At 61.8% G+C, this 25,351-nt stretch carries 24 protein-coding genes, 1 pseudogene and 1 riboswitch; of the genes and pseudogenes, 9 read left to right on the top strand and 16 right to left on the bottom strand.

Features of this window, described 5'->3' with window-relative positions; translation table 11 throughout:
* The first annotated feature begins 80 nt into the window (after nucleotides 1-80).
* From FNU76_RS14295 to FNU76_RS14280, 4 genes are all read left to right on the top strand, one after another.
* Nucleotides 81-962 (top strand): dienelactone hydrolase family protein, encoded by an 882-nt coding sequence (locus tag FNU76_RS14295; RefSeq protein WP_144278825.1) that lies wholly within the window; start codon nucleotides 81-83, stop codon nucleotides 960-962.
* Nucleotides 963-1,026: 64 nt separating this feature from the next.
* Nucleotides 1,027-2,505 (top strand): exodeoxyribonuclease I, encoded by a 1,479-nt coding sequence (gene sbcB / locus FNU76_RS14290; protein ID WP_144278824.1) that lies wholly within the window; start codon nucleotides 1,027-1,029, stop codon nucleotides 2,503-2,505.
* A 100-nt stretch (nucleotides 2,506-2,605) separates the two neighbouring features.
* Entirely contained in the window at nucleotides 2,606-3,496 is an 891-nt protein-coding gene (gene rfbD / locus FNU76_RS14285) for a dTDP-4-dehydrorhamnose reductase (protein WP_144278823.1), read from the top strand.
* Between the two features lie 196 nt (nucleotides 3,497-3,692).
* A complete protein-coding gene (locus tag FNU76_RS14280) occupies nucleotides 3,693-4,076 on the top strand; it encodes a hypothetical protein (RefSeq protein WP_144278822.1) in 384 nt (127 codons plus the stop codon).
* Nucleotides 4,077-4,206: 130 nt separating this feature from the next.
* Here FNU76_RS14280 and FNU76_RS14275 read toward each other — a convergent pair whose 3' ends face one another.
* From FNU76_RS14275 to pcnB, 9 genes are all read right to left on the bottom strand, one after another.
* A complete protein-coding gene (locus tag FNU76_RS14275) occupies nucleotides 4,207-5,619 on the bottom strand; it encodes a glutamate synthase small subunit GltD family protein (protein ID WP_144278821.1) in 1,413 nt (470 codons plus the stop codon).
* A gap of 10 nt (nucleotides 5,620-5,629) precedes the next feature.
* On the bottom strand, nucleotides 5,630-10,084 hold the full coding sequence (gltB, locus tag FNU76_RS14270) for a glutamate synthase large subunit (protein WP_144278820.1): 4,455 nt from the start codon (nucleotides 10,082-10,084) through the stop codon (nucleotides 5,630-5,632).
* A gap of 535 nt (nucleotides 10,085-10,619) precedes the next feature.
* Nucleotides 10,620-11,525, bottom strand: coding sequence for an oxygen-dependent coproporphyrinogen oxidase (gene hemF, locus FNU76_RS14265; RefSeq protein WP_144278819.1), 906 nt, complete (start codon nucleotides 11,523-11,525; stop codon nucleotides 10,620-10,622).
* Nucleotides 11,526-11,535: 10 nt separating this feature from the next.
* On the bottom strand, nucleotides 11,536-12,327 hold the full coding sequence (locus tag FNU76_RS14260; protein ID WP_144278818.1) for a glycosyltransferase family 2 protein: 792 nt from the start codon (nucleotides 12,325-12,327) through the stop codon (nucleotides 11,536-11,538).
* Nucleotides 12,328-12,362: 35 nt separating this feature from the next.
* Nucleotides 12,363-13,196, bottom strand: coding sequence for a pantoate--beta-alanine ligase (gene panC / locus FNU76_RS14255; RefSeq protein ID WP_144278817.1), 834 nt, complete (start codon nucleotides 13,194-13,196; stop codon nucleotides 12,363-12,365).
* Between the two features lie 31 nt (nucleotides 13,197-13,227).
* Nucleotides 13,228-14,019 (bottom strand): 3-methyl-2-oxobutanoate hydroxymethyltransferase, encoded by a 792-nt coding sequence (gene panB / locus FNU76_RS14250; RefSeq protein ID WP_144278816.1) that lies wholly within the window; start codon nucleotides 14,017-14,019, stop codon nucleotides 13,228-13,230.
* A 206-nt stretch (nucleotides 14,020-14,225) separates the two neighbouring features.
* Nucleotides 14,226-14,864 carry a deoxynucleoside kinase gene (locus FNU76_RS14245; protein ID WP_144278815.1) on the bottom strand — a complete coding sequence of 213 codons (639 nt, stop codon included), beginning with the start codon at nucleotides 14,862-14,864 and terminating at the stop codon, nucleotides 14,226-14,228.
* A gap of 65 nt (nucleotides 14,865-14,929) precedes the next feature.
* Nucleotides 14,930-15,409: a 2-amino-4-hydroxy-6-hydroxymethyldihydropteridine diphosphokinase gene (folK, locus tag FNU76_RS14240; protein ID WP_144278814.1), complete on the bottom strand. Its 480-nt coding sequence runs from the start codon at nucleotides 15,407-15,409 to the stop codon at nucleotides 14,930-14,932.
* Nucleotides 15,406-16,746, bottom strand: a complete 1,341-nt coding sequence (gene pcnB, locus FNU76_RS14235; protein ID WP_144278813.1) for a polynucleotide adenylyltransferase PcnB — start codon at nucleotides 16,744-16,746, stop codon at nucleotides 15,406-15,408. Before pcnB ends, folK begins: the two co-directional genes overlap by 4 nt.
* 94 nt (nucleotides 16,747-16,840) lie before the next feature.
* Here pcnB and FNU76_RS14230 point away from each other — a divergent pair, with 94 nt between their 5' ends.
* Entirely contained in the window at nucleotides 16,841-17,680 is an 840-nt protein-coding gene (locus FNU76_RS14230) for a PhzF family phenazine biosynthesis protein (RefSeq protein WP_144278812.1), read from the top strand.
* Nucleotide 17,681: 1 nt separating this feature from the next.
* Here the strand turns inward: FNU76_RS14230 and FNU76_RS14225 are convergent, their stop codons facing one another.
* The 6 genes and pseudogenes from FNU76_RS14225 to hemH form a co-directional block, all read right to left on the bottom strand.
* Entirely contained in the window at nucleotides 17,682-18,803 is a 1,122-nt protein-coding gene (locus tag FNU76_RS14225) for a leucine-rich repeat domain-containing protein (protein ID WP_179958120.1), read from the bottom strand.
* Between the two features lie 150 nt (nucleotides 18,804-18,953).
* Nucleotides 18,954-19,640 (bottom strand): 3,4-dihydroxy-2-butanone-4-phosphate synthase, encoded by a 687-nt coding sequence (ribB, locus tag FNU76_RS14220; protein ID WP_144278810.1) that lies wholly within the window; start codon nucleotides 19,638-19,640, stop codon nucleotides 18,954-18,956.
* A gap of 108 nt (nucleotides 19,641-19,748) precedes the next feature.
* Nucleotides 19,749-19,899, bottom strand: a riboswitch (FMN riboswitch).
* Nucleotides 19,900-19,967: 68 nt separating this feature from the next.
* A complete protein-coding gene (locus FNU76_RS14215) occupies nucleotides 19,968-20,594 on the bottom strand; it encodes a choice-of-anchor C family PEP-CTERM protein (protein ID WP_144278809.1) in 627 nt (208 codons plus the stop codon).
* Nucleotides 20,595-20,651: 57 nt separating this feature from the next.
* Nucleotides 20,652-21,431: a peroxide stress protein YaaA gene (gene yaaA / locus FNU76_RS14210; RefSeq protein WP_144278808.1), complete on the bottom strand. Its 780-nt coding sequence runs from the start codon at nucleotides 21,429-21,431 to the stop codon at nucleotides 20,652-20,654.
* Nucleotides 21,432-21,495: 64 nt separating this feature from the next.
* Nucleotides 21,496-21,600: pseudogene (locus FNU76_RS25235) on the bottom strand (hypothetical protein); the annotation flags it as partial.
* Between the two features lie 72 nt (nucleotides 21,601-21,672).
* A complete protein-coding gene (hemH, locus tag FNU76_RS14200; RefSeq protein ID WP_144278807.1) occupies nucleotides 21,673-22,749 on the bottom strand; it encodes a ferrochelatase in 1,077 nt (358 codons plus the stop codon).
* A 157-nt stretch (nucleotides 22,750-22,906) separates the two neighbouring features.
* Between hemH and FNU76_RS14195 the strand changes: the two genes are divergently transcribed.
* On the top strand, nucleotides 22,907-23,101 hold the full coding sequence (locus FNU76_RS14195; RefSeq protein ID WP_144278806.1) for a type II toxin-antitoxin system VapB family antitoxin: 195 nt from the start codon (nucleotides 22,907-22,909) through the stop codon (nucleotides 23,099-23,101).
* 1 nt (nucleotide 23,102) lies between these two features.
* Nucleotides 23,103-23,504: a type II toxin-antitoxin system VapC family toxin gene (gene vapC / locus FNU76_RS14190; RefSeq protein WP_144278805.1), complete on the top strand. Its 402-nt coding sequence runs from the start codon at nucleotides 23,103-23,105 to the stop codon at nucleotides 23,502-23,504.
* Here the strand turns inward: vapC and FNU76_RS24900 are convergent.
* On the bottom strand, nucleotides 23,488-23,733 hold the full coding sequence (locus FNU76_RS24900; protein WP_144278804.1) for a type II toxin-antitoxin system MqsA family antitoxin: 246 nt from the start codon (nucleotides 23,731-23,733) through the stop codon (nucleotides 23,488-23,490). The two genes, vapC and FNU76_RS24900, sit on opposite strands and share 17 nt — an antisense overlap.
* A gap of 153 nt (nucleotides 23,734-23,886) precedes the next feature.
* Between FNU76_RS24900 and FNU76_RS14180 the strand changes: the two genes are divergently transcribed.
* Nucleotides 23,887-24,147: a ubiquitin family protein gene (locus FNU76_RS14180; protein WP_144278803.1), complete on the top strand. Its 261-nt coding sequence runs from the start codon at nucleotides 23,887-23,889 to the stop codon at nucleotides 24,145-24,147.
* A 2-nt stretch (nucleotides 24,148-24,149) separates the two neighbouring features.
* Complete coding sequence (locus FNU76_RS14175; RefSeq protein WP_144278802.1) at nucleotides 24,150-25,214, top strand: WD40/YVTN/BNR-like repeat-containing protein; 1,065 nt, start codon at nucleotides 24,150-24,152, stop codon at nucleotides 25,212-25,214.
* Nucleotides 25,215-25,351: the final 137 nt, after the last annotated feature.

The raw sequence follows: 25,351 nt of genomic DNA, 5'->3' as shown, positions 1-25,351 counted from the left end.
ATAGCCTGTCTAGTTGAATCCAGCCTCGGAGCGGGCGCTCGCCCAGCCCCGGTATAGCACAAGCCTAATAGGAGCAACGCATGAATGATCTGACGCACCCGGACGCCGCCCCTTTCCAACCCAAAACAAGCTTCACCCGACGCGAGTTCGTGGTGAGTTCCCTGGCGGTCGGTTTTGCCCTGGCCGTACAGCCGGATGCCAACGCGGAGGTGGTCGTCACTTCGACCGACGGTTTGACGGCCGGCGAGATCAAGATCCCAGTCGCGGGGGGCGATATGCCCGGCTACCGCGCCATGCCCGAGGGCGCCGGTCCCTTTCCCACCGTATTGGTGGTGCAGGAGATATTCGGCGTGCACGAACATATCCGCGATGTCTGCCGCCGCTTCGCCAAGGCCGGCTATTTCGCGGTCGCCCCCGAGCTCTATGCCCGCCAGGGCGATGTCTCCAAGCTGGCCAGCACCGACGAGATCGTCAAGAACGTCGTTTCCAAGGTGCCCGATGCACAGGTGATGGCGGACCTGGACAGCGCCGTGGCTTGGGCCAAGTCTTCCGGCAAGGCCAACACCGACAAGCTGGGCATCACCGGCTTTTGCTGGGGCGGGCGCATCACCTGGCTCTATGCCGCCCACAATCCCCGCCTCAAGGCGGCTGCCGCCTGGTACGGCCGGCTGGTGGGCGAAGCCAAGCCGCCCATCAATCCGCGCCACCCCATCGATGTGGCCGGCGAATTGAAGGCACCGGTACTGGGGCTGTATGGCGGTGCGGACAATGGCATTCCGCTCGATACGGTGGACAAGATGCGGGCCGCCCTCAAGGAAGCCGGCAAGGCGAGTGAGTTGGTGGTCTACCCGGATATGCCGCACGGTTTCCATGCCGACTACCGCCCCAGCTACCGCAAAGCCGCCGCCGACGATGGCTGGAAGCGGCTGCTGGCCTGGTTCAAGGCGAACGGGGTAGCGTAAAATCCACGGCCCGGCGCACGCCGGGCTGCCGGAATGCCGGCCCACCGCCCTAACCGAGTGCACCATGACCCCCAGCTTTTTCTGGCACGACTACGAAACCTTCGGCATCAAGCCACAAATCGACCGGCCGGCGCAGTTCGCGGGGGTGCGGACCGACCTGGACCTGAATATCATCGGCGAGGCGGTCGAGTACTTCTGCCAGCCCAGCGACGACTTCCTCCCCGATCCCGTTTCGGTACTGATCACCGGTATTACCCCACAGATGGCCGCACAACGCGGCATGCCGGAATACCAGTTCGTCGCCCGCATCCACGCCGAACTATCGGCGCCGGGTACCTGCGGGGTGGGTTACAACACCTTGCGTTTCGACGATGAGCTAAGCCGCCATCTGTTCTGGCGCAATCTCTACGATCCTTATGGCCGCGAGTGGCAAAACGGCGGTTCGCGCTGGGACCTGCTCGACTGCGCCCGCGCCGCCTTCGCCTTCCGCCCGGAAGGCATCAACTGGCCCAGCCACGAAGACGGCAGGGTTTCCTTCAAGCTGGAGCAGCTGACCCAAGCGAACGGACTGGCGCACGCCGCCGCCCACGATGCCTTGAGCGATGTCCACGCTACCATCGCCTTCGCCAGATTGATCAAGACCCTCCAACCGCGCTTGTTCGACTTCTGCTTCAAGCTGCGCAAGAAAGACGCCGTGGCTGCCGAAATCGGTCCGCTGGACGGCCATGCCTTTCTGCACGTATCGGGCATGTATCCCACCGCGCAGGGCTGCCTGGCGGCGGTGGCGGCGATAGGCGCGCATCCCGTCAACAAGAACGAGCTACCGGTATGGGACCTGCAACACGATCCCGCCGAATTGTTCGACTTGAGCGCCGATCAGATCCGCACGCGGCTGTTTGCCCGCAGCGCCGATCTGGCCGACGGGGTGACCCGCTTACCGGTCAAGTCCATTCACCTGAACAAATCGCCGGTGGTGGTAGGCGTGCTGAAGGCCCTGACGGCGGAGCGAGCAGAGCAGCTGCAGTTCGATCTGGATCTCGCCCGCCGGCATGCCCGGCAATTGGCCGGCCTGCTGGTCCAGCATGGCAAGCAATTGGCCGATACCCTCAAGCAGGTCTATCAGCGCGATGCCGCCCTACCGGCACGCGACGTGGATGCCGCGCTGTATGACGGATTTCTCGGCGACGCCGACCGCCGCCGGCTGGACCCGCTACGCGCACTCAAAGCCAGCGAGTTGGCGGGCATGGCGGTGAGTTTCGACGACAAGCGCCTGCACGAGCTGCTGTTCCGCTACCGTGCCCGCAATTGGCCGGAGACGCTCAGCCCGGCCGAACAGGCGCGCTGGCGGATCCATCGTGCCGAACGCCTGATCGATGGCGCGCACGGCGGCCTGACGCTTGCGGCGCTAAGCGAGAGCATCGCCGGATTAAGGCAGGAACGTGCAGACGACACGGCCGCGCTGGCGCTACTGGAACAGGTCGAGCGCTTCGCCAGCATGCAATGCGCCGGGCTGGACGAGCAAAACAAAATGACATCTGAATAATAAAGCGTCCCTGCCCCTTCAAATTCCGCCTACCTGCCATTAAGCTCGGCGCTTCGCCGAATTTATCCCGGCCCCGTTTCCCAGCCAATCAGGAAATACCATGCACAATATCCTTCTCACCGGCGTCAACGGCCAGGTCGGTTTCGAACTGCGCCGCAGCCTGCAGGGCTTGGGCCATGTCCATGCCACCGACCGGGAACAGCTCGACCTCTGCGATCCGGCCGCGATACGCGATATGGTCCGGGCACTCAAGCCCACCCTGATCGTCAACCCGGCGGCCTATACCGCCGTGGACAAAGCCGAAACCGACCAGGCCGCCGCCGATGCCATCAATGCCACCGCACCGGCCATCCTGGCGGAAGAAGCCAAGCGGCTGGGGATTCCGCTGATCCATTACTCGACCGACTATGTCTATTCCGGCGAAGGCAGCGCGCCTTGGCGCGAAACCGATCCGGTGGCGCCAACCAATGTCTATGGCGCAAGCAAACTAGCCGGCGAAGAGGCCATCCGCGCCAGCGGCTGCCAGCACCTGATCCTGCGCACCAGTTGGGTCTATGGCGCGCACGGCAAGAATTTTCTGCTGACCATGCTCAAACTGGGCCGCGAACGGGATGCGCTCAATATCGTGGCCGACCAGATCGGCGCACCGACCTGGAGCCGCAGCATTGCCGATATCACCGCCCATATCGTTGCCGCCCGCCCAGACTGGCAGGCCGTCAGCGGCATATACCACCTGGTCAATGGCGGTGAAACCAGCTGGCACGGTTTTGCAGAGGCCATTTTCAAGCTGGCGGCCGCGCGTGGCGAGAAAGTCCCAGCCAGCCTGAGCGGTATCGCCACCGAGGCCTACCCCACACCGGCCAAGCGGCCGAAGAACTCGCGGCTGACGCTGGACAAGCTGCGCGACACCTTCGGCCTGGTGCCGCCTAGCTGGGATACCGCCTTGGAACTATGTCTCGATGAAGTGCCGCCGGTCATTCAGGGCCAATAGCACGAGAAAGCCGAACACCCTGTCCGTATTGGCGTTCGCCGGCGCGGATGGGGAACCCGTCGATTGATGCTTCGTCGACATGTTAGAAAATCTAAAATCTTCGCACTTTTTCAACAACGCGATAGATTCTGCAAGAGCAGAAATCAGATAGTGGAGCTACAATTTTATCAATCCTCATAAAGAGGAAATCTGAATCATGCCCGCACCAGATAATATTAATCGCGTCCGCTTTATAGGCACTGCAGCCTCCCTGCCGACGCTTGCCGAATTAAAGAAAACCGTTACCGCAAAGATTGGTGACTATACATATGAAATTAGCATTCCAGAAAACTTCGGCTTTAGTAATTTAGCCGCAAAAGTAAAAAGTCGTTATGGCATCATGAAGGAAATGTGCCATCAATTCACCGCAAGCATCGGCGGCTGCCGCTACCGGAATAACTTTCTGCGCTTCCTTTGCGCCATACGAAATTGGTGCTTCCCGGCGTTTGTCAGGATGGACCAGAAAGTCGACAGTTCCAACTTGAATTCCATTCGCCATTATTTATTCGAAGCATACGCGGCGCAAGCCCAGATCCGCTGACACTTCGAAAATCAGCCTTGGCGCTATTAACCCTTTTATTACCATGACTTGCTCCATAAATTGTGGCTACCCCCGCAGGGGCAGGTAGCCACAATTTACATCCAGATGCTTTCAACGCAATGGCTGGAATTTACCAAACGCCCAGATAAGCCAACATGCCTTCCGCCGCCTGGCGTCCCTCGAACACGGCCCGCACCACCAGATCGGCGCCCCGGGTCTGGTCACCGCCGGCGAAGACCTTAGGATTGCTGGTCTGGTGCTTGTACAGTTGCCGCTCGGCGGCCAGCGTGCGGCCACGCTCGTCGGTGCGGATGCCGTGCTGCTCGAACCAATCCTCCGGCTTGACCTGAAAACCGAAGGCGATGATCACATGGTCGCATTCGATTATCTCCTCCGAACCCTCGACCACGATGGGTGCGCGCCGGCCCTTGTCGTCGGCGTCCCCTAGCGTGGTGGTGACCAGCTTGACGCCCAAGCCACCTGCCAACTGGACGATCTCGACCGGCTGGCGATTCCACAGGAACTCGACCCCTTCTTCGCGGGCATTGCCTACTTCGCGCTTGGATCCGGGCATATTGGCTTCATCGCGGCGATAGGCGCAGATCACCTTGGCGGCACCCTGGCGGATGCTGGTGCGATTGCAATCCATGGCGGTATCGCCGCCCCCCAGCACCACTACCCGCTTGCCGGCCATGCTCTGGTGTGGCTCGCTTTCCGGCAGGGTGTCCAGGCGCTGGCGGATATTATTGACCAGATAAGGCAAGGCTTCGACTACGCCCGGCAGTTGCTCGCCGGGGAAACCGCCGCGCAGATATTGGTAGGCGCCCATGCCCATGAATACCGCGTCGTAATCGGCCAGCAGCTCGTCGAAAGCGATATCGCGGCCGATATCGGTGTTCAGACGGAATTCCACCCCCATCTCTTCCAGGATGGCACGGCGGCGCCGAACGATATCCTTTTCCAGCTTGAATTCGGGGATACCGAAGGTCAGCAGGCCGCCGATCTCCTCATAGCGGTCATACACCACCGGTTTGACGCCGTTGCGCACCAGTACGTCGGCCGCCGCCAAACCGGCCGGTCCCGCGCCGATGATGGCGGCCTGCTTGCCGGACGGGATGACCTGCGACATATCGGGCCGCCAGCCCAGCCGGTAGGCTTCATCGGTGATGTATTTCTCCACCGAGCCGATGCTGACCGCGCCGAAGCCGCCTTGGTTCAGGGTACACGCGCCTTCGCACAGCCTATCCTGCGGGCAGACCCGGCCGCAGATTTCCGGCAGGGAATTGGTCTTGTGGCTCATTTCGGCCGCTTCGAACAACTTGCCCTCTTCCACCAGCTTGAGCCAGTTGGGGATAAAGTTGTGCACCGGGCATTCCCACTCGCAATAGGGATTGCCACAGCTGAGACAGCGTCCGGCCTGCTCGGCGGCTTCGTTCTTGCCCAAGGGGGCGTAGATCTCGATAAACCTGCTACGGCGGAAATCGGCATCGAATTTCTGGCCAGGATCGCGCGGCAGGTTCATGAACTGGAATACATCAGCCATCGTCGTTTCCTTAATCTTTTAGCAAGCTATCGAGCTTGGCGGCCTTGGGTTTCACCAACCAGAAGTAATCGACGTAGTCGTCGAAGTCCTCCAGGATGCGCCCGCCGATAACGGAACCGCTCAGCGCCACATGCTGTTCGATCTTTTCGCGCAGGAAGGCGCGGTACTGGCCCATGGCCTCGCCATTGATCAGATGGATATCGATCAGCTCGTTGTTGTAGCGGTAGGCGAATTTCTCGTCGCGGTCATAGACAAAGGCAAAGCCGCCGGTCATGCCGGCACCGAAGTTCAAGCCGGTCTGGCCCAGCACGATGACGCAACCGCCGGTCATATACTCGCAGCCATGGTTGCCTATGCCTTCCACCACTGCCAGGGCGCCGGAATTGCGCACGGCGAAGCGCTCGCCGGCGGTGCCGGCGGCAAACAGCACCCCGCCGGTAGCGCCGTAAAGACAGGTATTGCCGATAATGGCGCCATCCTGCGGCTCGTACATCACCTCCGCCGGGGGATAGACCACCAGCCGGCCGCCGCTCATGCCTTTGCCGACGTAGTCGTTGGCATCGCCTTCCAGGGTCATATTCAGACCGTGGGCGTTCCACACGCCAAAGCTCTGCCCCGCGCTGCCCTTCAAGCGAATATCCAGGCAATCTTCCGGCAGTCCTTCGGCACCGTGCCGGCGGGCGATTTCGCCGGACAAGCGTGCGCCCAGGGAGCGGTTGATATTGCGCACCGCGTATTCGAGCGTGATCGGGGTCCGGTCGATAATGGCGCCCAGGGCATCGCGCAGCATCCGCTCGGCCAGCTCGCCCTTATCGAAGCTGGGGTTGCCGGCGCTGACGCAATAGCGCGGCTCGTCGTCGGGAATGCTGCCATGGCTCAACAGCACACCCAACTTGAGCTTGCCTTGCCGCTCGGTTTCGCCGGGCAGCAGTTGCAGCAGATCGTCGCGGCCAATCAATTCGGCCATGGAGCGGACGCCCAGTCGGGCCATCCATTCGCGCGTCTCGGTAGCGACAAAGGTGAAGTAATTCACCACCATCTCCGGCAAACCGGTGAAATACTTGGCGCGCAGCTTGATCTCCTGCGTCGCCACGCCGGTAGCGCAGTTGTTCAGATGGCAGATACGCAGGAACTTGCAGCCCAGCGCCACCATGGGGCCGGTGCCGAAGCCGAAACTCTCGGCACCCAGGATGGCGGCCTTGATCACATCCAGGCCGGTCTTCAGACCGCCATCGGTCTGCACCCGCACGCGGCCGCGCAAACCGTTGGCACGCAGCACCTGCTGGGCTTCGGTCAAGCCCAGCTCCCAGGGCGAGCCCGCATATTTCACCGAGGAAAGCGGCGACGCGCCGGTTCCGCCGTCATAGCCGGAAATGGTGATCAGGTCGGCATAGGCCTTGGCCACGCCGGCAGCCACCGTACCCACGCCGGGTTCCGCCACCAGCTTGACCGATACCAGGGCGGTCGGATTAACCTGTTTGAGATCGAAGATCAGCTGGGCCAGGTCTTCGATCGAATAGATATCGTGGTGCGGCGGGGGTGAAATCAGGCTGATGCCCGGCTTGGAACAGCGCAGCCGCGCGATCAGGGTAGAGACCTTGTCGCCCGGCAACTGGCCGCCTTCACCCGGCTTGGCCCCCTGCGCCACCTTGATCTGCAATACCTCGGCATTGACCAGGTAGTGCGGCGTCACGCCGAAACGTCCGGATGCCACCTGCTTGATCTTGGACATCCTGACGGTGCCGTAACGGGCCGGGTCTTCGCCGCCTTCACCGCTGTTGGAACGGCCCCCCAGCAGGTTCATGCCTTCCGCCAGCGCTTCGTGCGCTTCCGGCGACAAGGCGCCTAGCGACATGCCGGCCGAATCGAAGCGGCTGAGAATGGCCGATAAAGGCTCCACCTCGTCCACCGCAATGGCGCGGGCAGGATCGATCTTGAGGGCCAGCAGATCGCGCAGCATGGCAACCGGGCGGGTGTTCACCAGCTCGGCATAGCGCCGATAGGCAGGATAGTCGCCGTTCTGCACCGCCTTTTGCAGCTGCATCACCACATCGGGGTTATAGGCGTGGTATTCCTCGCCGTGGACATACTTGAGCAGACCGCCCTGGGTAATGGGCCGCATGGGGTTGTAGGCCAGCTTGGCCAGCTGCCGCATATCCGCTTCGAAGTCGGCGAAGTCCGCCCCGCCCAGCCGCGACACGGTGAAGGGCATGCAGGTGGCGACAATTTCATCCGCCAACCCCACCGCCTCGAACAACTGCGCGCCGCGATAGGAAGCCACCGTCGAGATGCCCATCTTGGACAGGACCTTGAGCAGGCCCTTGTTGATGCCCTTACGGTACTTGCTCATGGCTTCGGACGGCTTGTCGGTCACCGAGCCGATCTTGATCAGGTCGGCGATCACCTCATAAGCCAGGTACGGGTGGACCGCCGTGGCGCCATAGCCGATCAGGCAGGCGAAATGGTGCGGGTCGCGTGCTGTGGCGGTATCCACCAGCAGATTGGTCTTGCAGCGCAAGCCACTGTTGACCAGGGCGGTATGCACGGCCCCGGTGGCGAACAGGGCATGGATAGGCAGGCGGCCAGGGGCGATATGGCGGTCGCTGAGCACCGCGATGGCCACGCCGGCCCGGGATGCCGCCAGTACTTGCTCGCACAGTGCCGCCAAGGCCGATTTCAGGTCGGTACCGGCGGGGTCGTAGCACAGATCGAAATGCTGGGCCCGGAACTGCGGATCTTCATGGCTGGTGAGGATCTTGAACTTCTCATAGCTGAGCAGGGGGCTGCGTACCTCGATGCGCTTGGCGTGATCGGCGGTTTCCTCGAAGATATTCTTCTCCGAACCGAACACGGTATTGAGCGACATCACCACCGCTTCGCGGATAGGGTCGATGGGCGGGTTGGTCACCTGGGCGAATTGCTGCCGCAGGAAGTCATACGGCGAACGGACCTGCCGGCTCAATACAGCCATGGGAGTATCGTCGCCCATGGAGCCGACCGCTTCCTGCGCGTCTTCGGCCAGCACCCGGATCACCGCGTCGCGCTCCTCGAACGACACCTGGAACTGCTTCTGGAACACATTCAATTGTTCGCTGGACAGTTCGGGCCGGCCCGAATCCTCGTCCATGCTTAATTCCAGATGCGAAGCGTATTGCTTGATCCAACGCCGGTACGGGTGCGCTGCCTTGAGCTTGGCGTCGATCTCGTGCGGCAGCAGCAACTGCCCCGACTGCAGGTCGACCGCCAGGATTTCGCCCGGCCGTACCCGGCCCTTCTTCACCACATCCTCGGGCTTGTAAGGCCACACGCCGATTTCGGACGAAATGGTCAGATGGCGGTCGCGCGTCAGCACATAGCGGGCCGGTCGAAGGCCGTTGCGATCCAGCATGCAGCCGGCGTAGCGGCCGTTGGTCAGCACGATGCCGGCCGGGCCGTCCCACGGCTCCATATGCATGGAGTTGTATTCGTAGAAGGCGCGCAGTTCCTTATCGGTGCTATCCACGTTCTGCCAGGCCGGCGGCACCAGCAGGCGCAGGGCACGGAAGAAATCGATGCCGCCCATCAGCAAGCCTTCGAGCATATTGTCCAGGCTCATCGAGTCGGAGCCGTCGGTCTGGACGATGGGGCGGATGGCATCCATATCGGGAATCAGCGGCGAGGCCATGATGGCCTCGCGGGCACGCGCCCAGGAGCGGTTGCCGGAGATGGTGTTGATTTCGCCGTTGTGCGCCACGTAGCGGAACGGCTGGGCCAGCTTCCACTGCGGCCAGGTATTGGTCGAGAAACGTTGATGGAAGACCGCCAGCGAAGCGGTGAAGCGCTCATCCTGCAGGTCCGGGAAGAACACCGGCAGATTGTCCGGCGTGACCAGGCCCTTGTAGGAGATCGTATGGGCCGACAGGGTGGGAATATAGAAACTGGCGTCGTCCAGATTGGCCTTCTCCGCCAGCCGACGACCGATATACAGGCGCCGCTCGAAGCTGGCCGCATCCATATTGGACGGACAGTTGACGAATACCTGCACGATGGCCGGCAGGGTCTTCAGGGCGTAGTCGCCGCAAGCCCGGGTATCGACCGGCACGGTACGGAAACCGGCCACTTCCAGGCCCTGGTCTTCCAGCCGGCTTTTCAGGCTGGCCAAGGACTGCTTGCCCAGCTCCAGGTCGGCGCTGTGGAAGACCAGCCCGGCTGCGTAGTGGGCGGCGATTTCCAAGCCTTTTTCCCGCGCCACCGTGCGCAGGAAACTATCCGGCTTGCGGAACAATAGTCCGCAGCCGTCCCCCGATTTGCCGTCGGCCGCCACCGCCCCGCGATGGGTCAAATTGGCGAGCGAGGCAATTGCCGTCGAAACAAGCCAGTGCGATGGCTTGTCGTCCATATTCGCTATCAGCCCGAAACCGCAGGAATCCTGCTCGAAGCTCGGGCGGTAAAGCGTGCCTTCAAGGCGGCGCTGTCTGTCATCCATGTGCGTGGTACCCGTGTGTACGTGTGAGACGGCATTCGGCTGCGAGCGCTTGTGGCGACGACAGATCGATGCGGCCCCTTTTTATGGGAGCGGCGCCTGGTTCCGGCCGGCGTGGAATCACGCGGGGGAGGTGCGTTGCTGCCGCCGTGGCGAGGTTCGCTCGGTGTGACGGCAAACACCACGCGGGTGTCGTGGTGCGGGTGGGGCAACAGCAAGGGGTCGGCAAACACGACCGGCCAGGCGCATCGAAAACAAAGCCTGCCGAACCGCATAAGGTTCCGACAGGCTTGAACGATTCTAGCGGAGCGAGGCAGGCTGGCGCAATGCTTTTGTGCGCTGCACGAACCATTTAAAATCAATGCTTTACAGGCACTATACTGTCAAATATTTTCAACAGGTGGACGGAATATTATAAAAACGCGACATACGGCCCGCGTAGCGCCTTGCCCGGCACTACACGTCCGCAATTCGGGATTACCACAATGCCGGGCCGGCGGGCCGCGCGAGGCCGGGCAGCTTTCGCGCAAACCGGTTTTCAGGCACCCAGCCAATCGCGTCCCGTCAGGAAATCGCTTTGCAACGCCGCCTCGGCCGTGCCCGCCGGCGGCTGGTAATCATAGCGCCAGTTCACCACCGGCGGCATGGACATCAGGATGGACTCGGTACGGCCGCCCGATTGCAGGCCGAACAAAGTGCCGCGGTCCCACACCAGGTTGAACTCCACGTAGCGCCCGCGCCGGTAGGCTTGCCAGTCGCGCTGCTCGGCCGTGTAGGCCATGTCGCGGCGGCGTTCGACGATGGGCAGGTAGGCTGCCAGGAATGCATCGCCGACCGCGCGGGTCATGGCAAAGCTATCCGCCTGGCCCAGCTCGCTGAAATCGTCGAAGAACACCCCGCCGATACCGCGCGGTTCCTGCCGATGCTTGAGGTAGAAGTACTCGTCGCACCACTGCTTGAAGCGGGGATACTTATCGGCGCCGTAGGGGTGCAGCGCATCGTGGCAGACCTGGTGGAAATGGACGGCATCCTCTTCGAAGCCATAATAGGGCGTCAGGTCCATGCCGCCGCCGAACCAGAACACATCATCGGCCTCGCTGGCGCCGTGGGCGCGGAACATGCGCACATTCATATGAACGGTGGGCACATAGGGGTTGCGCGGATGGAAGACCAGCGACACGCCCATGGCCTCCCAGGCGCGGCCGGCCAGTTCCGGACGATGGGCGCTGGCCGATGCCGGCAGCTTATCGCCCATCACATGCGAAAAACCCACGCCCCCCCGTTCCAGCAACTGGCCGTTCTCCAATATGCGGCTGATACCGCCGCCGCCGGCCTGGCGTTGCCATTCGTCGCGCAGAAATTGCGCGCCGTCGGCCGCTTCCATGGCCGACACGATGCGCTGCTGCAAATCGAGGAAATACTGCTTGATGGTTGTATTGGTCATCGGCTTCAACTCAGGATGGTTCAGTGTTCAGCAGGGCCAGCAGCGGGCCGGGATCGAAGCCCAGGATCTGCCGCTGGCGTTCGCGTTCCGCCTCGTCTAGCCCTTGCCACCAGCGGGCAGCCGCGCGGGCTGGCTCGGCAATATCTTTCGCGTCGGGCGGCGGCAACTCGCCCATGGCCAGGTATTGGGTTTTCCAGTTACTGGTGTAGGCCACGCTGGCAACGGGCAGGTGGGCAATGCGCAAGCCCTTCGCCTGCAGCGCCTGCCAGATGATGCGATCGCCGAAGACATGAAAGGCCGCGGGCATGCGTCCCCATAGCGGGGTGATGTCCAACGCCGCGCCGGCAAGAAACAGACAATTGGTATCGGCCGCCAGCCACGGCCCATCGGCGTCGGATAGCGGCATGGCGCGGCCATCCGGATAGATGAAAAAGCGGCCGCTGGTCAGCACATCCCATTGCCGGCCGTCCGCCTCCCAGGCGGCCACCAGATCGGCTAAATGGGTGGGCAGGAAATAGTTATCGGCATCGAGATAGGCGATGGCCTCGTAGCCTTCGTTGATCGCCAGCAGCGAGCCAATGGCGCGCGGGGTATCGCCATAGTCGCCATGCTCGATACCCAGCTGGATATGGCGAACAGCCCTCGCTGCCACCTCGGCACTGGCATGGCCGTCCGACACCAGGAAATGGGTGCACACCTGGGTTTGCGCCGCGACGCTGTCCAGACAGCGCCGCAGCATCGCCGCGCTTTCGCGGTGATAGGCGGTTACCACCGCGATTCGGGGAGACGAAATACCGGGCATGCACGCCTAGCTGTCCCGCTTGCTTGAGCGGGCGCTTAAAGATTGACTTCCAGATTATCGATCAAACGCGGCTTGCCCAGCCTGGCGGCAGCGAGGATCACCACCTCGCGATCGCCCGGGCGAGCATGTTCCAGACGCTGCTGATCGCGGATTTCCACATAGTCCACCCGCCAGCCATGGTTCTCCAGATCGGCGCGGGCGGTTTCGGTGAGCTTCACGAAATCGGTCGCCCCGGCTTCCAGGGCAGCCTTGATGGCGATCAGATTGCGATACAGGCGCGGTGCCTCGGCCCGCTCCGCCTCGGTCAGAAAACCATTGCGCGAGGAGAGCGCCAATCCGTCCGCCGCCCGTCCGGTATCCACCGGGACGATTTCGATCGGCATATCCAGATCGGCCACCATGCCCTCGATCACCTTGAGCTGCTGGTAGTCCTTCTTGCCGAACATGGCCGCATCCGGCTGGACGATATTGAACAGCTTGGTCACCACCGTGGCCACGCCACGGAAATGACCGGGGCGGAACTGGCCGCATAGCTCGTTCTGGATGGCCGGTGGTTCGACCTTGTACTGCTGCTCGGTACGGGGATAGAGCTGCTCGACGGTAGGATGGAAAACCGCATCCACGCCAACGGCGGCCAGCTTGGCGCAATCGTCCTCGAATGTACGCGGATAGGTATTGAAGTCCTCGCCCTGCCCGAATTGCAGCGGGTTGACGAAGATGGACACCACCACCTTGCCGCCGCGCGCCTTGGCGGCATCGCACAGTGAAAGATGGCCTTCGTGCAGATTCCCCATTGTAGGAACAAAGGCGACAAAACCGGCCTGTTTACGCCAGGCGCGGAAATCGGCCACGGTGGTGAAGATTTGCATGTGATTCCTTATCTATTGCTTGGCCGTTTGATCAAAAGCTATGTTCCGGCGCAGGGAAATTCTTGCCCTTCACCGCCTGCACATAGGCTTCGATAGCCCCATGAATGCTGGTGCTGCCCTGCATGAAATTCTTGACGAAACGGGCCTTCTTGCCCGGATAGACACCGAGCATGTCATATACCACCAGCACCTGGCCGTCCACGTCCAGTCCGGCGCCGATGCCGATCGTGGGGATGGCCAGGCTATCGGCGATCTCCTTGGCCACCGCCGCCGGCACCATCTCCATCAAAACCATGGAAGCGCCGGCCGCTTCCAGGGCCTTGGCGTCGCTCTTGAGCTGCTCGGCGGAGGCATCCGTCTTGCCCTGCACCTTGTAGCCGCCGAAGGCGTGCACCGATTGCGGAGTCAATCCGATATGGGCGCAAACCGGAATCCCGCGCTGCACCAGGAAAGCCGTCGTTTCGGCCATATAGGCGCCACCTTCCAGCTTCACCATCTCGGCGCCCGCCGCCATCAGGCGGGCAGCGGCGTCGAACGCCTGCTGCGGGCTTTGCTGGTAAGCGCCGAAAGGCAGGTCGGCCAACACCATGGCCTGCTTGGCATGCTTGGCCACGCAACGGGTGTGGTAGACCATCTGGTCCATCGTCACCGGCAAGGTACTGCTCTCACCCTGAATCACCATGCCGAGCGAGTCGCCGACCAGCAGCACCTCCACACCGGCTTCCGCCATCAAGCTGGCGAAACTGGCGTCATAGCAGGTCAGCATCACGATCTTCTGGGCTTCATGCTTGAGCTTCTGCAGGGTGGAAACGGTGATCTTCATGGGGAATCCAGTCGGTTTTTTAGTCAAGCGCTTGCTCTAGCGGCAAGCCGATTGCGGCGGGCCTAGAGCGCCCCGCCAGTAGAAAGGCCAGCGCCTTTTTTCACACCTTTTCGATGCGGTGCAACAATAGCGAAAGTGCAGCGGGGACTCAACCAGTTTACGGCCGCCATACCCCTCAATTCCAAGGATGGGCAGACGTGCCTTGACTATGCCTTGTTGAAATACTCGCGTGCGCCGCGCATCCCTTCGATGCTGCGAAGCAATAAGCGAAAGTCGTCGGCGTTGTCGGCCAGGTTCAGGTTATCGGTATTGACGATCAGCACCGGAGCTTCGGCGTAATCATGGAAGAAACGGCTGTAGCGCTCGGCCAAGCGGCGCAGGTAGCCGTCGGCGATCTTGGCTTCGTACTCGCGTGCGCGCGTGGACACGCGGGCAATCAGGGTCTCGATATCGGCTTGCAGATAGATGACCAGGTCGGGCGTGGGTGCGCGTACACGCAGGTGGCGGTAGATATCGGCATAAAGGTGGAATTCATCGTCGCTGAGGATCTGCTCGGCGAACAGCGGGTCCTTATCGAACATGAAATCGGCGACCGTCTGCCCGCCGAACAGGTCCATCTGGGTAAGGCTTTCGACCTGCTCGACCCGCTGGAACAGGAAGGACAGCTGAGTGGGCAGGGCGTAGCGCTGCATATCCCGATAGAACTTTGGCAGGAAGGGAATCGCGTCTGGGTCCTCCAGCAGCGATCTGGCGCCCAGATGTTCGGCCAGCTTCTTCGCCAGCGTGGTCTTGCCCACGCCGATCGGACCTTCGACGACGATATAACGATACCGCTCCAAGCCCATTGCCGATTCCCTTGTCCGCTCGGGCCAGTCATCCGCCCGTGAAAAAAAATGGTGCCCGGTGCCGGCTACAAGCGCTTGATTCCCGTCCACTCGCCGGCCGCGACCAGCTCGCTCAGCCGGCGTCCATCCGGCAGGCGCAGCTCGGCGGCGATCTCGGCCAGCGGCAAGAGCACGAAGGCGCGCTCCAGCATGCGAGGATGCGGCAGGGTCAAACGCTCGTCATGGCATTGCAACACCCCGAACAGCAGCAAGTCCATGTCCAGCGTACGCGGGGCATTGCGAAAACTGCGCAGGCGACCGAAATGCTGCTCGATCGCCAGCAAACCGTCCAGTAGCGCGTGCGGCTCAAGCCCGGTTTCCACTGCCGCCACCGCATTGATGAAATCCGGCTGATCGAGATAACCGACCGGCGCGCTGCCATACAGCGAGGACGAGGCCAGCAGGCGGGTGGCCGGCAGCTGGTCCAGCCGCAGCATGGCCGCCGCCACCGTCTCGGCCGCCTCCCCCAGATTGGCCCCCAAGCCGATATAAGCGATGGTACTCACTGGCCCTCGTCCGCAGCGCCGTCGCCGTCACCACGCGCACCGCCGCGCCGACGGCGCCGCTTCTTGCCGCCCTCGCTGGCAGGGGCGCGCAGCAGCATGGCTTCCCGCCGCTGGTTGTCGGCATTCTGGAATTCCGTCCACCAATCCGCCATTTCTTGCTCGACTTCTCCCACCGAGGCACGCAGGCAGAGAAAGTCGTAACCGGCCCGAAAACGCGGCGATTCCAATAGCCGGAAGGGTTTGATGCCGGCACGCTGCTCGAAACGCGGTTGCAGGGTCCAGATTTCCTTCATGGCCGTGCCGTAGCGACGCGGAATGGCCAACTTCTGCTCCTGGACCGCCTCCACTTCGTCGATGGCGGCGAACAACGCCAACATGCCCTTCTCGCCCGCCTTCTTGCGCGCTTCCCAGTTATCCAGGACTTCCAGCCACAGCAGGGCAGCGAAGACGTAGCCGGCCGAAACCGGCTTGTCCTCGCTGATGCGCTTGTCCGTATTCTGCAAGGCAGTCTTGAGGAAGGCTTCGCCCTGGGGCATCTTCATCATCTTGTCCAACAGCGGGAAGAAGCCATGGTGCAGGCCTTCGTCGCGCAGCTGCATCAGGCACGCCCAACTCTGGCCGCTGAACAGCAGCTTGAGCATTTCGTCGAACAGGCGCGACGAGGGCACGTTTTCGAGCAGATTCGCCAGCTCGCGGATGGGTTTGCGGGTAGTGGCGTCGATGCTCAGCCCCAGCTTGGCCGCCAGGCGCACGGCGCGCAGCATGCGGACCGGATCTTCGCGGTAGCGCACGGCCGGCGGACCGATCATGGTCATGCATTTCTTTTCGATATCCGCCACACCGCCGTGGTAATCGATGATTTCCTCGCGGTTTGGATCGTAGAACAGCGCATTGACGGTGAAGTCGCGCCGCTTGGCATCGTCTTCCTGGCTACCCCAGGTGTTGTCGCGAATGATGCGGCCGGCCGCATCGGTCAGCGACTCACCGCTGCCCCGGAAAGTGGACACTTCCACTGTTTCGTCACCATACAGTACATGTACCAGCCGGAAACGCCGACCGATGATGCGCGAACGGCGAAAGAGCTTGTGTACCTCTTCGGGGGTGGCGCTGGTGGCCACATCGAAGTCCTTTGGATCCTTGCCGAGCAGCAGATCGCGCACCGCACCGCCGACGACAAAGGCTTCGAAGCCGGCCGCCTGCAGCGTATCGGTGGTTTTCAGCGCGAAGGACGGCAGTCTGTTGCGGTGGATGCCATGGCGCTTGAGGGGGATGACAACCCGGCCGCCGCCATGGTGCTTCTTCAGCCGGAGAACGCGACCGATCAGTTTTCGAATCATTGTTTTATATGTGTAAGTCCCTACGGAAGTTCCGATTATAGCGGCATGGCACGCCCCCCGCGTGCAATGCCACAATTGCCACCCGGAGATCGTCTTGCCGCACCTTCAATACCGTTTGCTCAATGTCTTCGCCGAAACCCCCTTCGGCGGCAATCCACTGGCCGTTATCGAGGATGGCAGCGCCTTATCCGACACGGAAATGCAGCTGGTCGCGCGCCAGTTTAATTTGTCGGAGACGACTTTCCTGCTGCCCTCGGACAACGCCACTGCGCGGGTACGCATCTTTACCCCCGGCTACGAAATGCCGTTCGCCGGCCACCCCACCCTGGGGTCCGCCCAGGTTGTCCGGCATCTATATGACTGCGGCGACCAGTTGACGCTGGAAATGAAGGCCGGGGTGATCCCGGTACGGGCCGACGGGAATTATTGGACCCTGCAATCGGTCAACGCGCCGACCATCCGCCCGATGGAAATCGACTCGGCCCGGCTGGCTGCGATGCTGGGCCTGCCCGAAGAAGCGATTGCCAGCCAGGGCTTGTGGGTGAGCGTGGGCAACGAGCAGGCGCTGATCGAACTACGCTCGGTCGAGCACATCCACGCCTGCAAGCCGGTGGCCGAGTTGATGCGGCGCTATAGCGTGAACAGCGCCGGCCAACCCAAGGCCTATGTGTTCGCCCGTACCCGGGAGGGATTCGAATCGCGCTTCTTCTGGTCGCCCGATAGCAATGTCAGCGAAGACCCCGGCACCGGCTCGGCTGCCGCGAATCTGGGCGGCTGGTGGCTGGCCAGGCATGGCGACAGTCCGTTGGACGCCACCATTCGCCAAGGCACGGCCATGGGCCGCCCCAATGTGCTGCGGCTGCAAGTGGCGGACAACAAGATCCAGGTGGGTGGAAGCGTCGTCGAGTTGGGTCGGGGCGAATTGCGCTGGTAATCTAGCTGGCGCCGGTCCGACCCAGCAGGAAGTCCGGCGTAATAAAGGGATTCCCATCCAGCCGGAGCATAAAACCCGGCCTGGAGGCTAGTTCGCGTAGCAGGTAAGTGGCGGCGTCATATTCGATGCGGTTGTCGCGCAAATCCAGCGCGGCAAGCGCCTCATTGCCGCTCAAGGTCGCTAGCAGCGCCAGGGCGCCACTATCGCCGATACCGTTTTGGCCTAGATCGAGCGCCTGCATGCCAACATTGCGTGCCAGCCCGCCCGCCAGCCAATGCACGCCGGCATCGCCCAGGTGATTGGATGCCAACTCCAGGCGCCTCAACCGGCGATTGCGATCCAAGGCTTCGCCGAGGCTACGCGCGCCTTCCGCGCCAATATGGTTGCCGCCCAGGCGCAATACGCCGATCCGGACATTTTCGGCGAGGGCTTGGGCCAGCGATTGCGCCGCCGCATCGCCCAGGTAGGTGGCACGCAGATCCAGTTCAAGCGCACCTTCCGGGCCGGCGAGATCGCCGATCTTGAAGCCACTAGCCAGTTGCGCGGCACCTTGGTCGCCCAGCCAATTGCCGGCCAATCCAAGCCGGGCCGACCCGCCATTGCGGGCGAAGACGCTTGCCAGCATAAGGGCGCCGGTCGCACTGATCTGGTTATTGGCCAGATCCAGTTCCACCAAGCCTACATATTGCTCCAGCGCATCCGCCAATTGCTTGGCCGCCCAATTGTCGATCTGGTTGGCGCCTAGCTTGAGGGTGGCCAGGCTGCCGTTGCTGAGCAGGGTACAGGCCAGCATCTGCACGCCACCTGCACCGATAAAATTGTGGCTCAGGTCCAGTTCCGTCACCACCGTGTTGCAGAACAGCGCATCGGCCAAGGCGGTTGCGCCGGCGGCGCCGATCTTGTTGCGGGCAAGATTCAGGGTGGTGACATAGCCGTTCTGCGCCAATGCGGCGGAGAGCGCCGATACGTCGCCGTCGCTCAACTGCTGGTTGTGCAGATCGAGCTCGGTAAAGTCCGGGTGGTTCTCCCACAGACGTGCAATTGCCTCGCGCACCACCGGATTACGCACCGTGTCGCCGCGATTGGGCGTACGCGGTTTGAATTGCCACATTGGGGTTGCCATGCTGGGTTGCATGCCACGCCTCCTTTCTTATCGTTTGCCGCCGGTGGCTGGCGTCTACCAGCCACCGGCAATTTCTTAGAAAAGGAGATTATGTGGAGGGGAGCCGTGTTGTATTTCTGCAAAACGGCAGAAGCTATCGAATAACGCCTGTTAACAATTCACAAGCGCATCGGCGCGTAGTAGGTCGGAGGCGAGCGCCTCAGCCTCCCGCAGGCGCCATGCCACCAGATCGGCGATGGTCGCCACCGGCAAGCCATGCCGCTCGGCATACGCGATCACTGCTTCGCCGCGCATCATGCTGCCGTCCTCGTGCATCAGCTCGCACAGCACCCCGGCCGGCGCCAGGCCGGCCAGCCGCGCCAGATCGATGGTGCCCTCGGTGTGGCCGCGCCGGGCCAGCACGCCTCCGGTCTCCGCCCGCAGCGGGAACATATGCCCCGGACTGATGATGGCGGCGGGGTCGCCGCTGAGCGCGGCCCGCACCGTGGTGAGCCGGTCGGCGGCGGAAACCCCGGTCGACACCCCTTCGCGTGCTTCTATCGAAACCGTGAAGGCCGTACCGTAGCGGCTCTGATTATTGGAAACCATGGCCGGCAAGCGGAGTTGGCTGATGGCTGCCTCGGTCAGGCAGAGGCAAACGATGCCGCTGCCGTCACGAATCAGCTGGGCCATGCCGGCCACCGTCAGCCGTTCGGCGGCAACGATCAGATCCGCTTCGTTTTCGCGGTCTTCGTCATCGAGCAGGGCCACCGGCAGGCCGCTGCGCATGGCTTCGAGCGCCGCAAGAATGCGGCTATGCGGAGTAGTGCTGGAAAAATACCGTTGAAACGAGTTCATGCAAACGCTCCTATTTGAATAGAGCGTTCAGGGCGTGACGCGGCCCTGCTTGCGCACGGCCGGCCATATGGGATGCACGCGGGTCTGCCTGGACAGGCCCGCGAACCATCTCGTCTTCTTTCATCCGGACTATCACCGTCGGCTTCGGCATTGAACCGAATCTGCTGACCTTGCACTCACGCGCAAGCGCTCGCGGGCTCGGTGCGCTGTATTGCACCCTACCGCCGGTGGGGAGTTTCACCCCGCCCTGAAGACGCACCACCCAGGCGGGTGGTGCGCGCATGGTAGCAAGGGCGCAAGGCGGGATGCAATGCGGCGATTACGGCCTCAGCGGCCTTGCCCGCGGCGGCGCGCAAGCAGGCCGACCATGGCGAACCCCAGACCCAGCATGGCATAACCCTCTGGCTCCGGCACGGCGGTTACCTTCACATTGTCCAGCGCCGGTCCCCACACGACATTGCCGTCATCGGTCAGACTGGCAAACGTCAGGACAGTGGTGTCGCCCTGGGCGATAAAACTGATCTGATGGGTCTGCCAACCCATATTGCTCCGGTCTCGCCCCGTGGTGTCGAACTGGAAGACACCGGCGTAATTGCCGACCCCTACAGCCATGGTCTTGAGCGTGGCCACGTCCGGATTGCCGGCCAGATCGAAGCTTACCTGGTAGGTCTGCCCGGCGACGGTATCGAAAAACTGCTGCACGCCACCATAGCCCGAACCATTCAGATCGAGCGAGCGGCTGCCGCTGGAAGGCGACCAATACTGATGGATCCAGTCCACGCTGCCGATGATGCTCCAGCCCGTGAGGGCGTTGCTGCCGGCGGTCAAGGTCGTGAAACTACCGCTTTCCAGATTGCCGAATTCAAAATCGCCGTTCTGGAAAGCCGCGGCCTGTGCCTGCCCGGCCAAGGCGAACGCAAATAGCAACGGAATCAACAAGCGCTTGTTTTTCATGGAACCGCTCCTTCTTCTGTTATCCCCGATATATCGGTCCAGCAGCGAAATAGGCGTTCACACGGTCGTCAGCTGACGCCTGAAAACCAGCCGGTCCGGCTCGCTATGTTGCGCGCAATAGCGATATCCGTCGAGGTCGAAAGCCTGCAATTGCTCGACATGTTCCAAGCGGTTGAGCAAGGCAAAACGCGCCATCAGGCCACGCGCCCGCTTGGCATGGAAACTGATGATCTTGTAGCCACCGGATTTGAAATCCTCGAATACGCACTCCACCAGGCGGGCCTGCAATTTCTTGCGCTTCACCGCCTTGAAGTACTCCTCGCTGGCCAGGTTGACCAGCACCGGCTGCGATTGGCTCGCCAGCTCGGCATTGAGCGCCTCGGTCAGGCTGTCGCCCCAGAAGTCATACAGATTGCGGCCGTCCGGGTTGACCAGCCGGGTGCCCATCTCCAGCCGATAGGGCTGCATCCTGTCCAGCGGCCGCAGCACGCCGTACAGACCCGACAGGATGCGCAAGCGCTGCTGGGCGAAGTCGAGATCGGCGGCGTTGAAACTGGCGGCCTGCAAACCTTCGTAGACATCGCCCATAAAGGCCAGCACGGCCTGCTTGCTGTTGTGCGGGGTGAATTCGGCCGACCAGCTCTGATAGCGCGCCACGTTCAACGCCGCCAAGGGATCGGACAGCGTCATCAACTGGCTGATTTCCGCCGGCGTCTTGCCGCGCAATACTTCTATCAGCGCAGCCGAGCGGTCGATAAAGGCAGGCAGGCTGGCACGATCGGTATGGGCGGGTGTTTCGAAATCGAGCGTCTTGGCAGGCGAGAGAACAAATAGCATCTTGGGCGGGTACGGTTTTGCAAGTACGCGATTCTAACGGACATGGCGCGCCACGGGTTTTGAGCTTGTCCAGCAAGGTGCAGAGATGGAACCAGGGCAATTGTGCAGCAGTCTGCTGCACGATTGCCGCATCCGACCAGTCCTCCGCAAAAGCACGCATGTACCTGAGATTGCGAGGCGACTGATGGGACTATCGCTCACGCCTTCCTCCTACTTGTTGCCTTCTTGGGCGCGGCATGGATTATTTGACGGTAGCCCGCGCAGCACGCGCCTTGCGCTCGCCGGCCTCTTCCGGCTCCAGCGACCAGCCTCCCAGATGGGGCGCGGCGATCTTGCCCAGCGCGGCAATCCAATCCGGCTCGGCATTCAGGGCCGGAATATAGCGGTACTCGCCACCCCCGGCCGTCATGAACTCGGCCTTGCCTTCGATGGCGATCTCTTCCAACGTTTCCAGACAGTCCGACACAAAACCGGGGCAGATCACATCCAGCTTGCCGGTCTTTTTGCGGCCCAGTTCGGTCAGCACCACGCTGGTGTATGGCTTGAGCCATTCGGTCTTGCCGAAGCGCGACTGAAAACTCACCGTGTACTTCCCCGCCGCAAGTCCCAGCCGCTCGGCCAGCAGGCGGGCGGTCTTGTGGCACTCGCAATGGTAGGGGTCGCCCTTGTCCAGGCTGAAGCGCGGGATGCCGTGGAAGCTCATCAGCAGATGGTCGCCCCTGCCCTGCTTGATCCAATGCGCCTCCACCCGGCGGGCCAGGGTGCCGATATAGTCCGGTGCGTCATGGAAGTGCTTGACGATGCGTAACTCCGGCGGATTACGCAGGGTCTTGATCGCATCGGCCACCGCGTCCATCACGCTGCCGGTGCTGCTCGCCGCATATTGCGGGTAGAGCGGCAATACCAGCACCCGGTCGCAACCGGCCGCTTTCAGCGCCATCATCTTGTCGGCCACGCTGGGCTGACCATAGCGCATGGCCCAATCCACCACCACGTTCTGGCCCATATTGCCCAGGAAACCCTGCAGCAGCTTGGCTTGGGCGCGGGTATGCACGGCCAGCGGCGAACCGTCGCGGCTCCAGATACTGGCGTACTTGGCGGCGGACTTCTTGGGGCGGGTATTGAGGATGATCCCATTGAGGATGAACCACCAAACCAGGCGAGGAATCTCCACCACGCGTGGATCGGACAGGAACTGCTTGAGGTAGGGTCTGACCGCAGCCGCTGTCGGTGCCTCGGGCGTGCCCAGATTGACCAGCAACAAGCCGACGCGGCTTGCTTGGTCGTGGCGGAAATCGGGTTCGGTCTGATAGGGCATGGTGTCAACTGAGAAGTGAAGGGGCGCAGGCGAGGCGAATCATAGCGTCCTTCATGCCGCCACTTAATAACAAACCCGTGCTGGCTTGATCTTCGCTGCTGGTGCGCGCTTACCTTTCGTGCTACGGTGTGTATAAAATTAGACGGAAATACACATCATGCGTACCAACATTGTGATTGACGACAAGCTTATGAGCGATGCACTTCGCGCCACAGGACTCAAAACCAAGCGTGAGGCGGTGGAGCAAGGCTTACGGATATTGGTACGCATTACGCGACAGCAACAAATTCGATCGTTGCGCGGCGCTGTTCAATGGCAAGGCGACCTTGACGCAATGAGGTCGGACAATTGAGATGACCTTTGTAGACTCTAGCGTCTGGATTGATTACTTACGTGGTGTCAAATCCCCACAAACAGAATGTCTAGACCGCCTACTGGGTGAAGAGCTGCTCGTTATCGGTGATGTTGTGCTGGCTGAGGTCTTACAAGGCTGCGTTAGCGACCGGGAGTTTAACCACGTTCGCCAAATTTTAACTGAGCTCGATGTTGTTACAGTTGGCGGCGAAAAGCTCGCCATTCAAGCTGCAATGAACTTCCGATCTTTGCGTGCATTGGGCGTTACGGTTCGAAAAACAATTGATGTGTTAATTGCTACCTGTTGTATCGAGCACGGTTACACTTTATTGCACTCCGACCGCGATTTCGTCCCGTTTGAAACTCATCTTGGCCTACGGTGCATTAACTTTCCTGGATAGTGTTTGGTTGTACTTCGTCACTCACCTGCCGGCGAGAAGTAAATGCTTGCTGGGCCCGCATCTCACACATAACGCGACTCGATTCCGCAGCATCCAAAATGGATTCGGCGCAAACAGGACAAAAGTCGCCGGTCACTGCCCTAATGACGCCGGTTTCGCCCTTGTAGGCATACGGGAGATCGCGAGTGTCATGGATCAATTCCGCTGCGCCGCAGTTGGGACATTTCATACTCATTGCTCCGTGAAGACATGGATTTAGCGCCTAAGTCATACACCACGTAAGCCATCCGATCTATCGCATACGAGCACCGTGCCGCCAATCATGTGCCGAGTACACATCGGCTCCACGTCGACTAGCGCGGTCTTGGCTATAAAGAACCCCATGGTCACCATCGCCTTTACCGCCCATCTGCGTCCCCACGCGCCCGCCCCCAAGCAATTGCAGGCAGGCACCGCACGAGAAGCACTGGAACAGGTATTCACCGACCATCCGGCCTTGCGCGGCTATGTGCTCGATGAGCACGGCGCCTTGCGCAAACATGTCGCCCTATTCATCGACGGCGCACTGCGCCGCGATGCCCTGGATGCGCCCTTGCCGGCTACCGCCAGCATTTATCTGATGCAGGCACTTTCTGGAGGATGACCATGCAGGACACCATTCTGGTCGGTAGCCGCAAGGGGCTGCTGGTGTATCGGCGGCAGGCTGATGGTTGGTCGTTGGCCTCGCAGCACTTTACCGGCATCGTCGTGACGGCGGTGCTGAGCAGCGGCGGGCGTTGGTATGCCGCGCTGCGCAATGGCCATTTCGGCCCCAAGCTGCATGTCAGCGACGATGGCGGCGAGAATTGGCAGGAGCTGGCCGCACCGGCCTTTCCCGCCGGCCTGGACGGCGAGCCGGTATTGGACCAGGTCTGGACCTTGGCGGCCGGACAGGATGGCGTGCTATGGGCCGGCGGCATCCCCGCAGGCTTGTTCCGCTCGGGCGACTCGGGTCAAACCTGGACGCTGCTGGAAAACTTCTGGAACCGCCCTGAACGCGCGCAGTGGTTTGGCGGCGGCTTCGACCACCCTGGCATCCATTCCATCCTGACCGACCCGCGCGACGGCAGGCGCATCACCCTCGGCGTGTCCTGCGGGGGTGTCTGGCAAAGCGAGGATGGCGGCGAAAATTGGGAAAATCACAGCAATGGCCTGTGGGCGGCCTATATGCCGCCGGAGCAGAAGGAAAATCCCAACGTCCAGGATCCGCATCGCCTGGCGCGCTGCCAATCCGTTCCCGAGGTTTTCTGGTGCCAGCACCATAACGGCCAGTTCCGCAGCGTGGATGACCTGGAAAGCTGGCAGGAGATCTGGCCGGCCCCGCCGCTTTCCAATTTCGGCTTTGCCGTCGCCGCCCACCCGCACGATCCGCTTACCGCCTGGTTCGTCCCGGCCGAAGGCGATGAAAGGCGCGCGCCCCTGGCAGGCGATTTCCATGTGCTGCGTACCCGCGACGGCGGCCAGCATTTCGACAAGCTCAATATCGGCCTTCCCCTGCCGCCGGCCTTTCACCTGGTTTATCGCCACGCACTGGAGGTGGATGCCAGCGGCCGGCAACTGGCCATGGCTTCCACCACCGGTTCCTTATGGCTCAGCGGCGACGGCGGCGACAATTGGAGCCGGTTATCGGCCGAGCTGCCGCCGATTTATTGTGTGGCGTTCGCCGATTAGCCATGGCTGGCCTTGGCGGCGCAGCCCATTAGCTGCGCCGCCTGCACCGCGACGAATGAGGATAAATACAAAAGTCCAGACAGGAATTCGACATCACTTCCCCATCTAAATGAGCATGATAAATAAATCAAATTTTT

This window comes from Chitinimonas arctica (assembly GCF_007431345.1).
GTDB lineage: Bacteria > Pseudomonadota > Gammaproteobacteria > Burkholderiales > Chitinimonadaceae > Chitinimonas > Chitinimonas arctica.
Note: the sequence above shows the minus strand (reverse complement) of the source record. Positions and strands in the feature narration are given on the sequence as shown.